This window comes from Microbulbifer sp. ABE4_465, assembly GCF_056160765.1.
The window spans coordinates 46,022-60,451 of sequence record NZ_JBSWXV010000013.1 but is presented as its reverse complement, the minus strand read 5'-3'; the positions used below and the strand labels follow the sequence as shown (position 1 = coordinate 60,451).

General features: G+C 56.9%; 12 protein-coding genes and 1 tRNA gene. 12 read left to right on the top strand and 1 reads right to left on the bottom strand.

Annotated features, from left to right (window positions below):
• Positions 1-8: 8 nt before the first annotated feature.
• The 10 genes from rplT (at position 9) to ACXAG1_RS16320 (ending at position 7,930) form a co-directional block, all read left to right on the top strand.
• Positions 9-368, top strand: coding sequence for a 50S ribosomal protein L20 (gene rplT, locus ACXAG1_RS16365; protein ID WP_010131381.1), 360 nt, complete (start codon positions 9-11; stop codon positions 366-368).
• A gap of 226 nt (positions 369-594) precedes the next feature.
• Positions 595-1,608 (top strand): phenylalanine--tRNA ligase subunit alpha, encoded by a 1,014-nt coding sequence (gene pheS, locus ACXAG1_RS16360; RefSeq protein WP_475120290.1) that lies wholly within the window; start codon positions 595-597, stop codon positions 1,606-1,608.
• 80 nt (positions 1,609-1,688) lie between these two features.
• On the top strand, positions 1,689-4,073 hold the full coding sequence (gene pheT / locus ACXAG1_RS16355; protein WP_475092690.1) for a phenylalanine--tRNA ligase subunit beta: 2,385 nt from the start codon (positions 1,689-1,691) through the stop codon (positions 4,071-4,073).
• Positions 4,074-4,205: 132 nt separating this feature from the next.
• Positions 4,206-4,511 carry an integration host factor subunit alpha gene (gene ihfA / locus ACXAG1_RS16350; RefSeq protein WP_043315900.1) on the top strand — a complete coding sequence of 102 codons (306 nt, stop codon included), beginning with the start codon at positions 4,206-4,208 and terminating at the stop codon, positions 4,509-4,511.
• Positions 4,492-4,857 carry a MerR family transcriptional regulator gene (locus tag ACXAG1_RS16345; protein WP_406827862.1) on the top strand — a complete coding sequence of 122 codons (366 nt, stop codon included), beginning with the start codon at positions 4,492-4,494 and terminating at the stop codon, positions 4,855-4,857. Before ihfA ends, ACXAG1_RS16345 begins: the two co-directional genes overlap by 20 nt.
• 137 nt (positions 4,858-4,994) lie before the next feature.
• Positions 4,995-5,071: transfer RNA gene (locus tag ACXAG1_RS16340), tRNA-Pro, on the top strand.
• Between the two features lie 187 nt (positions 5,072-5,258).
• A complete protein-coding gene (locus tag ACXAG1_RS16335; RefSeq protein ID WP_475120289.1) occupies positions 5,259-6,464 on the top strand; it encodes a tyrosine-type recombinase/integrase in 1,206 nt (401 codons plus the stop codon).
• A gap of 52 nt (positions 6,465-6,516) precedes the next feature.
• Positions 6,517-7,044, top strand: coding sequence for a hypothetical protein (locus ACXAG1_RS16330; protein ID WP_475120288.1), 528 nt, complete (start codon positions 6,517-6,519; stop codon positions 7,042-7,044).
• A gap of 106 nt (positions 7,045-7,150) precedes the next feature.
• Positions 7,151-7,417, top strand: coding sequence for a helix-turn-helix transcriptional regulator (locus ACXAG1_RS16325; protein ID WP_475120287.1), 267 nt, complete (start codon positions 7,151-7,153; stop codon positions 7,415-7,417).
• Between the two features lie 51 nt (positions 7,418-7,468).
• Positions 7,469-7,930 (top strand): HAD domain-containing protein, encoded by a 462-nt coding sequence (locus ACXAG1_RS16320; protein ID WP_475120286.1) that lies wholly within the window; start codon positions 7,469-7,471, stop codon positions 7,928-7,930.
• On the opposite strand, the gene ACXAG1_RS16315 is transcribed toward ACXAG1_RS16320, so the two are convergent.
• Positions 7,877-9,160 carry a tyrosine-type recombinase/integrase gene (locus ACXAG1_RS16315; protein WP_475120285.1) on the bottom strand — a complete coding sequence of 428 codons (1,284 nt, stop codon included), beginning with the start codon at positions 9,158-9,160 and terminating at the stop codon, positions 7,877-7,879. The genes ACXAG1_RS16320 and ACXAG1_RS16315 overlap by 54 nt on opposite strands.
• A gap of 678 nt (positions 9,161-9,838) precedes the next feature.
• On the opposite strand from ACXAG1_RS16315, the gene ACXAG1_RS16310 reads away from it, so the two are divergent.
• Complete coding sequence (locus ACXAG1_RS16310) at positions 9,839-10,990, top strand: sigma-54 interaction domain-containing protein (RefSeq protein ID WP_475120284.1); 1,152 nt, start codon at positions 9,839-9,841, stop codon at positions 10,988-10,990.
• A 49-nt stretch (positions 10,991-11,039) separates the two neighbouring features.
• Positions 11,040-14,420, top strand: coding sequence for a type I restriction endonuclease subunit R (locus ACXAG1_RS16305; protein WP_475120283.1), 3,381 nt, complete (start codon positions 11,040-11,042; stop codon positions 14,418-14,420).
• Positions 14,421-14,430 lie beyond the last annotated feature (10 nt).

The following is a 14,430-nucleotide window of genomic DNA, read 5'->3' as shown; positions in this document are numbered from 1 at the left end:
ATATTGATATGGCCCGTGTAAAACGTGGTGTAGTGGCGCGTCGCAGTCACAAGAAAATTCTGAAGCAGGCTAAAGGTTACTACGGTGCGCGTTCTCGCGTATTCCGCGTAGCCAAGCAGGCAGTCATCAAAGCTGGTCAGTACGCTTACCGCGACCGTCGCGTTAAGAAGCGTAACTTCCGCGCTCTGTGGATCACGCGTATCAACGCCCAGTCCCGCGCTGAAGGCCTGAGCTACAGCCGACTGATTGCTGGCCTGAAGAAGGCGGATATCGCTCTGGATCGCCGTGTTCTGGCTGATCTGGCGGTATACGACAAAGCCGCTTTTGCTGCCGTAGTTGAAAAAGCCAAGGCAGCCCTGGCAGCTTAATTAGCGCCTGCAGAATAAATCGGCCCGCAAGGGCGGATTTGTGCTTTAAAAATAGGGAAGGGCTGTTTGGCTCTTCCCTATTTTTTTATCTGTAATGTCTATACAGAACAAATTTATGACGCGGTGGACTGCTATTATCCGCTGCGGAAAATAAGTACTCATTGTCACTCATCGATCAGAACGAGTCAGAGCGAGCGAATAGCGAGCCTTAAGCGAGATAGTATCAATGCAAGAATTGCAGTCCCTCACCGAGCAGGCGCTGGCGCTGGTAGAAATGGCCGGCGACCTCGCCGCACTGGACCAGGTGCGGGTAGATTACCTGGGTAAGAAAGGCCAGATCACCGCACTGCTGAAAGGTCTGGGCAAGCTCTCTGCGGAAGAGCGTCCGGCGGCGGGAGCCAAAATCAACGAAGCCAAGCAGCAGGTGCAGGACGCGATTAATGCGCGCCGTACCGCGATGGAAAAGGCCGCCATTGAAGAAAAGCTGGCCAAAGAGACCATCGACGTCACGCTGCCGGGCCGCGGTGAAGATCACGGCAGCATGCACCCCATCACTCGTACCCTGCGTCGCATTGAAGAGATCTTCCAGCGCCTCGGCTTCTCCGTCGAACAGGGCCCGGAAGTGGAGGGCGACTACTACAATTTTGAAGCCTTGAATATTCCCGCCCACCACCCGGCGCGGGCCATGCACGACACCTTCTATATCGATCCCTCCACGGTACTGCGCACGCACACGTCCTCCGTGCAGATCCGCACCATGGAAAAAACCAATCCGCCCCTGCGCATTATCTGCCCGGGCCGCGTGTACCGTTGCGATTCCGACGTCACTCACTCGCCCATGTTCCACCAGGTAGAAGGCCTGGTGATCGACGAAGGCGTGAGTTTCGCGCACCTGAAAGGCTGTATCGACCAGTTCCTGAAAGCCTTCTTTGAGGCGGATGTTCCGGTGCGTTTCCGCCCTTCCTATTTCCCGTTCACCGAGCCGTCTGCGGAAGCGGATATCCAGTGCACTAACTGTGGCGGTGAAGGCTGCCGCGTGTGCTCCGGCACCGGTTGGCTGGAAATTCTCGGCTGCGGCATGGTGCACCCCAACGTCTTCGCCTCCTGCGATATCGACAGCGAAAAATACTCCGGCTTTGCCTTCGGCCTCGGCGTCGAGCGCATGGCCATGCTGCGTTACGGCGTAAACGACCTGCGCCTGTTCTTCGACAACGACCTGCGTTTCCTCAAGCAGTTCTAAATCGAATCCAATTTATTGGGAGCCCACTGTGTGGGTGAACCGCGCAAAGCGCGCAAGAAACAAATAGCTAGAGATCAGATATGAAATTCAGCAACGCCTGGTTACGGGAGTGGGTAAACCCGGACCTGACAGCACAGCAGCTGGCCGACCAGATCACCATGGCGGGCCTGGAAGTGGACGCCGTAGAGCCAGTAGCCGGCGCATTTTCCGGTGTGGTCGTGGGTGAAATCGTCGCCTGTGAACAGCATCCGGACGCCGACAAACTGCGCGTCTGTAAAGTAAAAGGCCACCCGGAAGGGGAGATGCAAGTGGTCTGCGGCGCACCCAATGCGCGCACCGGCATCAAGATTCCTTTCGCGTTAGTGGGCGCCAAGCTGCCCGGCGATTTCAAAATCAAAAAAGCCAAACTGCGCGGCGTCGAGAGCTTCGGCATGCTGTGTGCCCAGACCGAACTGGAACTGGGTGACGACAGCGACGGTATCTGGGAGCTGCCAGAAGACGCCGTTATCGGCACCGACCTGCGCGAATATCTGCAGCTGGACGACAGCACCATCGAGGTCGACCTGACCCCAAACCGTTCCGACTGCCTCGGCGTCGCCGGTATCGCCCGTGAAGTGGGAGTGCTGAACCGCTGCGAAGTCACCCCGCCGGTTATCGAGGCGGTTGCCCCGATAATCGACGACAGCCTGCAAGTTTCCCTGCTCGCCGAAGACGCCTGTCCGCGCTACGTCGGCCGTGTGATCCGCAACATCAATATCGACGCAGAAACCCCGCTGTGGATGCAGGAGCGCCTGCGTCGCAGTGGTGTGCGCAGTATCGATCCGGTAGTGGATGTTACCAACTACGTATTGCTGGAACTGGGTCAGCCCATGCACGCCTTTGACCTCGCCAAACTGAGCGGCGGCATTAAGGTGCGCATAGCAGAGCAGGGCGAAAAACTCACCCTGCTCGACGAGCAGGAAGTGGAACTGAAAGCCGACACCCTGCTGATTGCCGACGAGAAAGGCCCACTGGCCATCGCTGGCATCATGGGTGGACTGGATTCCTCCGTCACCAAGGCCACCAACGACATCTTCCTGGAAAGCGCCTTTTTCAGCCCGCTGGCCATTGCCGGTAAAGCCCGTTCCTACGGCCTGCACACAGATTCCTCCCACCGCTTCGAGCGCGGCGTGGATTACCGCCTGCAGGAAAAAGCCATTGAGCGCGCCACCCAGCTCCTGCTGGAAATCGTCGGCGGTGAGCCGGGCCCGGTACACCTACGTGAAGTGACCGAAGCCATGCCGGCGGAGCGCAATATCACCCTGCGCCGCCAGCGTGTAAGCGGTGGTCTCGGTATCGAAATGAGCGATGCCGAGATCGTCGAGATCATCACCCGCCTGGGCCTGGAAAAGATCGCTGAAGACAGCGAAGGCTGGACCTTCCTGGTGCCCAGCTTCCGTTTCGATATCGCCATCGAATCCGATCTGCTGGAAGAACTGGCACGCGTATACGGCTACAACCGTATTCCCAGTGTCGCCTTGAAAGCGTCTCTGGATATTGTGCCGCGCGCCGAAGCCAGTGTGGCCCAGTCCCGCCTGGAGCAGACCCTGCTGTCCCGCGGCTATCAAGAGGCCATCACCTTCAGCTTTATCGACCGCGATGCCTCCGCCAAATTCGACCCGGAAGTAGAGCCTGTAGCCCTGCAGAACCCCATCAGCGCAGATCTCTCCGTAATGCGCACCACGCTGATGCCGGGCCTGGTCAAAGCCCTGCAGTACAACCTCAACCGCCAGCAGGACCGCCTGCGCCTGTTCGAAACCGGCCTGCGTTTCGTGCCCGGCAATGAGGGCGAGGCACTGCAACAGGAGCGTATGCTCGCCGGTCTGATCTACGGTACCCGTCAGCCGGAAGGTTGGACCGGCTCCAAAGACCTGGTGGACTTCTATGACATCAAAGCGGATGTGGAAGCGCTGCTGAGCCACTTCGAGGCAGAGGGCGAATTCACCTTCGTTCCCGCCAGGCACTCCGCTCTGCACCCCGGCCAGTGCGCCGAGCTGCAGCGCAATGGCAAGCCCGTTGGCGTACTGGGCGCACTGCACCCGGAACTGCAAAAAGCCTACGACCTGCCAAAAGGTGCCTTCCTGTTTGAGCTGAGCCTGGATGGGCTGGGGCAGGCGGTCATTCCTGCCTTTACTCCACTGTCCAAATTCCCCGAGGTTCGCCGCGATCTCGCCATACTGGCAGACGTGGAGACCCCGGTTGGTCAGCTTGCTGAATCGGCGGTCAGCGCCGCTGGTGAATTTTTGACAGACTTCAACATTTTTGACGTCTATCAGGGCAAAGGCATTGATTTTAATAGAAAAAGTGTCGCCATGGGCTTGACCTTTCAGCATCCCTCGCGCACCCTTAACGACGAAGAAATCAATGCCGCCGTGCAAGCGGTTGTTTCTGAACTAGAACAAAAATACAACGCCAGCCTGCGCTGATTCGGAAAACGCTCCGGGGTACGCAGACTGACGCGCGTATCCCGAGAGCGTCTGCCTCCGGGTTCCAAGCCAACGCGGTACCAGGCTTAACAACCGGGAGTCGACGCCTCTGAATCTGTTGGGCAGGAACCAATGACAGAGGCACTGACCAAAGCCGGGCTCGCCGAGAAGTTGTACGAAGAGCTGGGTTTCAACAAGCGCGAAGCCAAAGAAATCGTCGAATATTTCTTCGAGGAAATCCGCAACGCCCTTGAAAATAACGAGCAGGTCAAACTGTCGGGGTTTGGCAATTTCGATCTGCGTGACAAAAGCCAGCGCCCGGGACGGAACCCCAAGACTGGCGAAGAAATCCCCATTTCCGCGAGAAGGGTAGTCACCTTCAAGCCGGGGCAAAAACTCAAGGCACGAGTAGAAGAAGATGCTGGAAGCGAGTCATAACAGCGAACTCCCTGTAATCCCGGGGAAACGCTATTTCACCATCGGTGAGGTCAGCGAGCTGTGTGCTGTCAAACCTCACGTACTGCGCTACTGGGAGCAGGAATTCCCGCAGCTCAGCCCGGTCAAACGTCGCGGCAACCGCCGCTACTACCAACACCAGGATGTCATCCTCATCCGTCAGATCCGCGCGCTCCTGTACGAAGAGGGCTACACCATTGGCGGCGCACGCCTGCAGATGGAAAGCGGCAGCTCCGAAAAAGTGCAGACCGTACAGCTGAACCAGGTGATCCCACAGATGATCGCTGAACTGGAAGGTGTGCTGGAACTGCTGGAAGCGGAAGCCTGATCTAACCTGAGTCAAAAAGGCGCAAAACGGGCTTGCATTCCCACCGTACTTCGGTATGATTTGCGCCTCATCGCCAAGCGATGCCCCTTATAAATCAAGCACTTACGTAACTTTTGCCCCGCTTGATTTACTCTTATCGGAGTGTAGCGCAGCCTGGTAGCGCACCACACTGGGGGTGTGGTGGTCGTCGGTTCAAATCCGGCCACTCCGACCAACTTTCTATCCCGTTTCGGTTTATTCCGTCTCCAACCCCCTGATTTTCCTCAAATCAGCGCGCGGTACCTTTCCCATCTTGTAGCATTCAAAACCACGGAAACCCGGCACTATTACGGTATTTCTAGCGGTATTCACGCCGTTTCGAGTTCGCATACCGTCACTCCGCAGCATTGGGGAGGGCGCGCATGGGCAGATTGACTGCTACCGCCGTGCAAAAGGCCAAGCCCCGGGAGCGCGGCTATAAACTGACCGATGGTGCCGGGCTCTACCTCTATGTGCTGCCTTCCGGCGGCCGCAGCTGGCGTCTGGATTATCGATATGGAGATAAGCGCAAAACACTGACCCTGGGGCTGTTTCCTCGGGTCAGTCTGGCCGAGGCGCGGAGCCTGGCCGATGAGGCTCACTCCAAGCTTGCCAAAGGCGTTGATCCAGCGATCGAGCGTAAGGTCCAAAAGGCCACTGCCTATCTCAATAGCAACGAGACTTTTGAGGCCGTTGCACGGGAGTGGGCCGAGATGAATCTGGCGGACAAGTCCAATTCGCACAAAACGCGCTCCACGGCCCTGTTGGAAAATGACCTCATACCGGTGCTGGGTGGTATCCCGATGCGGGACCTCAATGCCGTGCTGTTGCTGGGGGCCCTGCGCAAGGTTGAATCCCGCAGTGTGGATATGGCCCACCGTGCAAGAGCGCTGGCCGGTCAGATCCTCCGCTACGCGGTAGCGACGGGTAGGGCAGAGCGAGATTTTTCTCCAGACCTGCGCGGTGCATTGCGCACCCATCACAAATCCCACTACCCAGCCATTACCGACCCAAAAGCATTCGCAAAGTTGATGCTCGCCATCGATTACTACGACGGCACTATGACCGTGCGCAATGCGCTGAAAATCGCCCCGCTATTGATGTTGCGCCCAGGTGAGCTGCGCCATATGACCTGGGAGCATGTGAACTGGGAGCTGGAGCAGCTGGAATTCCCGATCGGCTACATGAAAAGAAAAGACCGCGCGCAAATCGTGCCGCTTTCCAGGCAGGCGTTGGTGATTTTGCGCGAACAGCAGCGCTTTAACGGGCGCTTTTCACCTGTGTTTCCCTCGGGCCACGGGCGCCGCCGCTGTATGAGTGAGAATGGTATGCGCGCTGCGTTGCGCAATATGGGATACGCGAATTCCGTTCAAACGGTGCATGGGTTTCGCGCATCCGCACGCACAATCATGGATGAAGTGCTTGGAGAGCGCCCCGATCTACTGGAGGCGCAGCTGCATCATATGGTTCGCGACAGTACTGGGCGCGCCTACAACCGCACCATTCATCTGGATGCGCGCCGAGAAATGCTGCAGCGCTGGGCCGACTGGATCGATGTTCAGAAACGCAAACTTGATACGGATGACTGATTTCATGGCACTAATTGAACGACCCAATGAATAGACAATCACGGAGGAAGACATGGAAATGCAATCGTACCTCGAAATGCGGGACTTTCCTGGTTTAGATGAACTGGATTTTTTGCTGCGCAGTGTAGACCCGCAGACTGGCCCCTACGATCTGTGGATCTCCACCGAGATGTGGCGGCTGTATTTAACGCCGGCGGATGTAGAGTTGACCATACTCTCTGGGCCCAATGAGGGTGATCCAGTCGAAAAGCTCACATTTTTTGTGGTCAGGAACTTTCCGCTCGGGAGTCCGCATATTGGCCCCCACCGGATCTATAACCCTAGGTTGTTACGCGAACTTAATCGCAGGGTGTGGCAGCGGTGGGAGAGTTATCGAATTAGCCGGGGCCATGAGGAAATTCGGCGACATGAGCTCAAAGCGATCGACCCTGAGCTATTGCGCTTGGTGTCACCGGCATTTTTATTTGCTGACCAGCAACTTCAGGATCTTCGTGAGCAATATTCCGTGTTGGAGCAAGAGCGCGAAATCTTGCTCCAGGCGATCTCGGCACTTGCCCAGGTAGCGGATCGGCACCGATAGGTCGAGATCAGCCACGACCGCCCCCTCAAACCCGGGTGCCCACAGCCGCCGCGGGTGGCCTTTGAGGGTAGGCTACGAGCTGAACCCACAACTCCCTAGGTGCGTAATGGATCGAGATAAAACAGACCCCAATGACATCCAGCGGCTTCTGGACGAACACCCGGATCGCCTTCTGCGACTCCCGGAGGTTTTACGGCTGGTGGGTGTATCCTCATCCACCTGGTATCGCTGGATTGAGCTTCGGCGGGCTCCTCCGCCGAAAAAATTTTTTACCGGCGGCTCTTCTTGGCGGTATGGTGAAATTATGCAGTTTCTTCGGTCCCCACAGGAGTATTACTACACTGAGGACGACGAGGAGACGCTTTCAAAGTAAAGTTAGTGATGGGAGATATCCCCCCGTGGAAAAAGGTTTAGCAGCTAGGTGATGGCGGAGTGTATTGTTTTCCTGGACTTTGATGGAGTTGTACACCCCGCAGGCCAGCACGTGCCAATTCATTGGGCTCAGGTGCAGCCGTTAATTGGACACAATTTTTTCCTGCCAGAACAGGTGGCTCGAATAAACCGCTTGTGTGAACAATCCGGCGCAAAAATTGTAGTGACCTCCACTTGGCGACTAGAGTTCAGCCTGCGAGCCTTTCAGCCAATCTTTGGTAATCAGATCATCGATGCGACGCCGCTGGTGCGGCGCATTCCGGCGGGAATACCCATGCGCTGGCTGGAGGTTGAGATGTATCTACGAGACCGAGAAAACATTGGGCAGTACGTCATCATTGATGATCAGGCCGGTTTATTCCCCCCGAAACTCCCGCAGTTAGTAATTACCGATCCAACCTCAGGTTTCCTCGAAAAAGATCTCGAGTTGGCTCTGGCCATCCTTAGTGGTTGATGAGCTTGCTTCCAGTTGCTGGTTTTCTCGCTGCGTGCGATTAGCGATTTCTGCCTTTTGGGAATCCAGCCAGTCCGCCCAGTTTTGCAGCATTTCTCGGCGAGCATCGAGGTGAATGGTGCGGTTGTAGGCCCGTCTATTTGGATCCCGCACCATGTGATGCAATTGATGTTCCAGCAGATGCGGTGGAACACCCATTACTTCCTCCATAATCGTGCGTGCCGACGCACGAAACCCATGCACGCTCTGCTGGAGCCCTAGGGGGCCCAGGTTTTTCAGCGCTCTCTGCATGGCGGTAGGCCCCATGTGTTTTCTGCGCCCATGGGCGGATGGAAAGACGGGTCCGAACCTCCCGCAATAGCGTTGCTGTTCTTGCAGCATATCCAAGGCCTGCCGGCACAGTGGGACGATATGAGGTCGTTTTTTATCTTTCATTTCTCCGATTTTGAATTCCAGTTGTTCCGCCTCCCAATTGACGTGCTCCCAAGTCATACGTCGAAGTTCCCCTGGTCGCAGCATTAGCAATGGTGCAATCCTCAGAGCGTTCCGTACGGTCATAGTGCCTTGGTATTTATCAATCGCCAGCATTAGCTCAGCAAAGTTGACGGGGTCAACGATCGCATCGTAATGAGAGCCTTGGTGTTTGCGCAGCGCCCCGCGGAGGTCAGCAGTGAAATCTCTTTCTGCTCGGCTGGTGGCCACTGCGTAGCGTAGGATTTGCCCAGCTAGCCCTCTGGCGCGTTCGGCCATGTCGGCGCTGCGCTTTTCAATTTCGCGTAGCGCGCTCAGTAAGAGCGGAGCGTTCAGCTTACGAATCGGAATCGCGCGCAACACTGGTAGTAAATCGTTTTCGAGTAGTGCCATGGAGCGCTCCCGGTGAGACTTGGACTTTCCGGATAGGTGCGCTTCCGCCCACTCGCGGGAGACCGCTTCGAAGGTTTCTTCGCTGTCCAGGTATGCACTTGCCTTGAGCAGTTTGCGTTCTACCGCCGGGTCCAAACCTGCGGCGAGTTGGCGGCGGGCTTCATTCGCTTGTCTGCGAGCCTCCGCCAGGCTGACGTTCGGATAGAGGCCGAACGTCAAGGTTTTGCGCTTGGTGCCGTATCGATAATCCAGGCGAAAACTCTTTCCGCCTGTGGGCAGTACGATCAAATACAGCCCGTCTGAATCACTCAGCTTGAAAGCCTTCTCTTTCGGTTTCGCTTTGCGGATTTTCATGTCGTTGAGCACTGTCTTTCCTCTGATGCGAGTAAGATAATTCCTGAAGTCACATCGAACAGTTTGCCTGATCCGATCAAGGCTGATGGACCTGGGCACGGCGGGTTCAGGGGGCGCTCGAGGGTTTAACGCGTAAGTGGAGAGGTTGAGATTGAATGTCGTGTGGTTGAAAATCGCACGCAATGTCTGAGAATTAATCGATTAACTTCGCTGCCATTACACGCGGGCACACACCGGTTCAATCCAGAGCAAAATGTGATTAAGATCACAGGATTATTTGGCCGATACAAAAACAAAAATGGCGCCACGGTCTGAGAGCCGATCGGCAGCCTGGGGTGGGGCAGCAAATTGGCAGTCGAGCAAGTTTTAGTCAGCTGGATCGGAGGTAAAGATCTGGCCGCAGCGCAACAGGGTGCGCAGCAGTTGGGGCCATTGGCGCAGACTCTACTAGAGCAAGCGCAGCGGTTCGAGCGTGTGGAGCTCCTGTACAACTATCCACAGTCCAGTGTGGACTCCTACCTTGCATGGCTTCGATCGCAAAGTGCTGCGCGAGTCACGTCCACCGAATGTAACCTATCCTCACCGGTAAACTTCGGTGAAATCTACCAATCAGCGGAATCTGTGCTCTCGAGGTTGGCCCATGAGACAGGCACCCAGCTGAATATCTTGCTGAGCCCGGGAACCCCGGCGATGCAAGCGGTCTGGATCCTTCTGGGTAAAACACGCTTTCCTGTGACCTTCTGGCAATCCTCATTGGAGGAGGGCGTCAGCAAGGTCGAGATCCCGTTCGAAATCGCGGCGGAGTATATTCCCGCAGCGGACAGCATCGGCTCGCGGGCGATCAGCGAGCTGTCCACAGCGAACGCGCCCGCCAACGCAGCCTTCGCCGACATCATCACCCAGAATCCGCAGATGACGCGCCTCAAAACCCAGGCGGGGATTCTCGCTGCGCGTGAGGTGCCAGTGTTGATCTATGGTGAGTCGGGCACAGGTAAAGAGCTGTTTGCCCGCGCGATCCACAATGCCAGCCCACGCGCAACTCGCCCTTTTGTGGCGGTGAACTGTGGCGCTTTTCCTCCCGAGCTAATCGATTCCATCCTCTTCGGTCACAAAAAAGGCGCCTTCACGGGAGCAACCGCCGATCAGGAGGGGGTGTTCCAGCAGGCCGACGGCGGCACACTATTCTTGGATGAGTTCGGCGAGCTGGACCCGGCAGTGCAGGTGCGCCTGCTCCGTGTATTGCAGGACGGTACTTTTACCCCTGTAGGGGGTAGGCATGAAGTTCGCGTCGATGTGCGAATTGTTGCGGCGACCAATCGTGATCTGATGCAGGCGGTGACGGACGGGACCTTCCGAGAAGACCTGTTCTACCGTGTAGCGGTAGGGGTGTTGCATCTGCCACCTTTACGGGAGCGGCACGGTGACCTGGGGCTGCTGGCCGAGCGTGTACTGGCAACCCTGGGTAGTCAGGATTCTCACCTCGAGGGTAAAAGATTTTCTGTTGAGGCTAAAAACCTTATTCTAAGGAACCCCTGGCGGGGCAATATGCGGGAACTCCACTCGACCCTGCTGCGGGCCGCGCTCTGGAGTTCTGGTGAGACGATTGGAGCGGAAGACCTGCGCGAGGCCCTGTTCCAAATGCCGGAGCGGGAGCCGGGTGTACTCAATCAGGATGTGTCCCAAGGCCTTGATATCCAAGAACTTTGTGACGATATCTGGCGCCACTACATCCCGCGGGCGATGGAAGCAGCACAAGGTAAGAAGACGCGCGCCGCCGCGCTTCTCGGCCTGAACAACTACCAGACCCTGACCAATTTGATGGAAAAACTCGGCCTCAAGTGAAAGCTGGCACGCTCTTCGCTATAAGGCGGGTATGGATAGAATTTTTTATATGAAATCGCAGAACTTCGAATTCCTTCGGCCGGAAAACGAGACCCTCGCCAACCTCGGTGGACTCGCCGAGGCGGTGCTGCATGTCGACCCGGGCAGTGCGCTGACGCGCCTGCGCGGCTTTGCCGAGGAAGTGACCAAGAGCATCTACAAGGAGGAGCGCCTGCCGCGCATGCCGCAGGCAAACTTCTACGAGCTGGTCCGAAACTCTGTGTTTGAAAGCTGTGTGGATCGCTCGCTGATTCACCAGCTTAATTACCTGCGTGTACAAGGCAATGAAACCGCCCACGGTGCCGAGGGCAATCTGCGCAATGCGCAAATGGCGCTGGGCACCGCCCACCAGCTGGCCATGTACATGGGCCTCAAATACTACCGCAAATCCAAGTCCGATATTCCGCCATACCGGGATGTTGAGGATCCCACCGCGCGCCTGAGTCAGCTGCAGAAGTCGGTCACTAAATATGAAGCCGAGCTGGCACAGCAGGGCGCGCAGCTGGAGCGGATGATTGACGAACTCGAGAGAGAGCGCACGCGTAACAGCGCCGTCATCGAGCCGCCACACAAGCAGGATGCTCTCGCCAAGCAAGCGCAAAGCCACCAGGTCGCCGACTCCCTGCAGTGGAGCGAGGCCAAGACCCGCCAGCTGTTGATCGACACCATGCTCGCCCAGGCCGGCTGGGATCTGAACAATAAAGAGCAGGTCAGCCTGGAGTTCGAGGTGACCCATCAGCCCACTCCTAGCGGGAAGGGCTATGTCGACTATGTGCTCTGGGGCGAAGACGGTCAGCCGTTGGCAGTGATCGAAGCCAAGAAATCCGGTGAAGTAAACCTGCAGGCCGGCAGGGAGCAGGCGCGCCTGTACGCCGATTCCCTGGAAAAAATGGGCTACCGCCGCCCGGTCATCTTCTACACCAATGGGTACGAAACCTTCATCTGGGACGATGCCCAGTACAACACCTATCGTCCGGTGTATGGTTTCTATAGCCGCGACAGCCTCGAGTACCTGATCTACCAGCGCCAGTACCGGGAAGCACACCCGGAGCAGTTCAACCCGAAAACCGATATCGCCGGTCGCCCTTATCAGATCGAGGCGATCAAGGCCATTGCCAACCGCTATCAGGAGCAGCGTCGCAGCGCCCTCATCGTACAGGCTACCGGCACCGGTAAAACCCGTGTCGCCATCGCCATTAGTGAACTGTTGCTGCGTACCAACTGGGGTAAACGCGTGCTGTTCTTATGTGACCGCAAAGAGCTGCGCACCCAGGCCGACAACGCCTTCAAGGAGCTGTTACCCAGCGAGCCACGCTGTGTCATTGGTCAGAGCAACAAAATAGACCAGTCCGCGCGAATCTACATCGCCACTTACCCCGGCATGATGAATCGCTTTGCACAGCTGGATGTTGGCTTTTTCGACCTGATCATTGCCGATGAGTCTCATCGCAGTATCTACAACAAGTACCGCGACCTGTTTGACTACTTCGACGCGCTACAGCTGGGTCTCACCGCGACTCCGGTCAAATTCATCAGCCGCAATACCTTCGACATGTTCGGCTGTGAAAGCACCGACCCTACCTTTGAATTCGGCCTTGATGCTGCCATCAACAACGAGCCGCCATATCTGGTGCCGTTCCGGGTCAAAGACCTCACCACCGAGTTCCTGCGCGAAGGTATCCACTATCAGGACCTGAGCGACGAGCAGCGCGCACAGCTGGAAGAAGACCTCGGCGAGGAAGAGGCGCAGAAGGCAAAGTTCGCCGGTAAAGACATCGGCCGCAAAATTTTCAGCGAGGACACCGACCGCGTCATTCTCGAGAACCTGGTGAACAACGGCATCAAGGACGAGACCGATTCACTGGTCGGCAAAAGCATCATCTTCGCCCAGAACCAGAAGCATGCCGAGCATCTGGAAAAGCTGTTCTGCAAGCTCTACCCGCAGTACGGAACCCGGGTGTGCAAGGTGATCCACAATGCCGTGCCCAAGGCCGAGAGCCTGATTGGTGAGTTCAAGAAAGCGGGCACCGACTTCCGTATCGCGATCTCCGTAGACATGATGGACACCGGCATCGATGTGCCCCAGGTGGTCAACCTGGTGTTCGCTCGCCCGGTAAAATCCTGGGTAAAATTCTGGCAGATGATCGGCCGTGGCACCCGCCTTTGCGAGAACCTGTTTGGCCCGGGCAAGCATAAATCTGAATTCCTGATCTTCGATCACTACGGCAATTTCAGCTTCTTCGACGAGGAGTACCAAGAAGCCGAAGACACCGGCAGTAAATCCCTGCTGCAAACATTGTTCGAAGCGCGCCTCGAGCTGGCACTCGCCAGCCTCAAAGCTAACCATCGTCAGGGTTTCGACACCGCGCTGGAACTGCTCAAGGCCGACATCAACGACCTGCCCGACAGTAGCATCGCGGTAAAGCGCGAACTGCGCACCGTGCACCAGCTGCAGCAAACCGATGCCCTGCAACGCATGGACGGCAACACCCAGCATATTCTGCAAAGCACTATCGCGCCGCTGATGGGCGCACGAGTGCTGCCAGACAAGTTTGCCATCGGTCTCGACCGCCTTGTTGCAAATATCCAGCGCTGCCTGGTGGAGCAGGCCAGTTGTTTCGATGAAGGCAAAGATCAGTTGTTGCAGGAGCTCGACAAGCTCGCAGTAAACATCCAGGCGGTACGCCAGAAAGACAAAGTGATCGACGAGGTGCGCAGTGCCGATTTCTGGCAAAACCCCAGTGTCGAGCGTTTGGAAAACGCACGCAGTGAACTGCGCGGCATCATGAAGTACCGGCAGGCTGGGAGTGGCGGCCTCTACGCCACCCCGAGCACCAGCACCACAGATCTTGGCATTCAAGAATCCGAGCGCAAGGTCATCATTGCCGGTGCTAACGAGGCTATGCTGTACCGCCGCCGCGTCAAAGCCATTCTCGATCAGGTGCTCGAGCGCAACCCCATTCTGCAGAAGGTGCGTCAGGGCGAACCCGTACAAGAGGAAGAACTCAACACGCTCGCCTCAAGTATCCTCACCCAGCATCCGGGAGTTAGCCTGGAGGCATTGAACGAATTCTACGGCCGTACCGCCAGTGAGCTGCAGCTTACGCTCCAGGAACTGGTAGGTATGGACCCACAGGCGGTGGAAGCCCACTTCACCGGCTTCCTGCATGCGCACCCGCAGCTCACCCATGCCCAGGTGCGCTTTATGAACCTGCTCAAGAACCACATCGCCGAGCACGGCACCATCACCGTGGAGAAACTCTACGATGCACCCTTTACCAGCGTGTCACACGAAGGGGTGGATGGCGTCTTCCAGCCTACCGATGTCGATGAGCTGGTGGCGGTCCTTAAACCATTTTTGAAAGCAGAGTCGGCCACTGGCCCCAGCTGAGTCAAAAGCG

Coding starts and splice junctions, on each gene's coding strand:
- pheS (WP_475120290.1), top strand. CDS start 595: ATGCAAGAATTGCAGTCCCTCACCGAGCAGGCGCTGGCGCTGGTAGAA.
- ACXAG1_RS16345 (WP_406827862.1), top strand. CDS start 4,492: ATGCTGGAAGCGAGTCATAACAGCGAACTCCCTGTAATCCCGGGGAAA.
- ACXAG1_RS16305 (WP_475120283.1), top strand. CDS start 11,040: ATGAAATCGCAGAACTTCGAATTCCTTCGGCCGGAAAACGAGACCCTC.
- ACXAG1_RS16310 (WP_475120284.1), top strand. CDS start 9,839: ATGCAAGCGGTCTGGATCCTTCTGGGTAAAACACGCTTTCCTGTGACC.
- ACXAG1_RS16320 (WP_475120286.1), top strand. CDS start 7,469: ATGGCGGAGTGTATTGTTTTCCTGGACTTTGATGGAGTTGTACACCCC.
- ACXAG1_RS16330 (WP_475120288.1), top strand. CDS start 6,517: ATGGAAATGCAATCGTACCTCGAAATGCGGGACTTTCCTGGTTTAGAT.
- rplT (WP_010131381.1), top strand. CDS start 9: ATGGCCCGTGTAAAACGTGGTGTAGTGGCGCGTCGCAGTCACAAGAAA.
- ACXAG1_RS16325 (WP_475120287.1), top strand. CDS start 7,151: ATGGATCGAGATAAAACAGACCCCAATGACATCCAGCGGCTTCTGGAC.
- pheT (WP_475092690.1), top strand. CDS start 1,689: ATGAAATTCAGCAACGCCTGGTTACGGGAGTGGGTAAACCCGGACCTG.
- ACXAG1_RS16335 (WP_475120289.1), top strand. CDS start 5,259: ATGGGCAGATTGACTGCTACCGCCGTGCAAAAGGCCAAGCCCCGGGAG.
- ihfA (WP_043315900.1), top strand. CDS start 4,206: ATGACAGAGGCACTGACCAAAGCCGGGCTCGCCGAGAAGTTGTACGAA.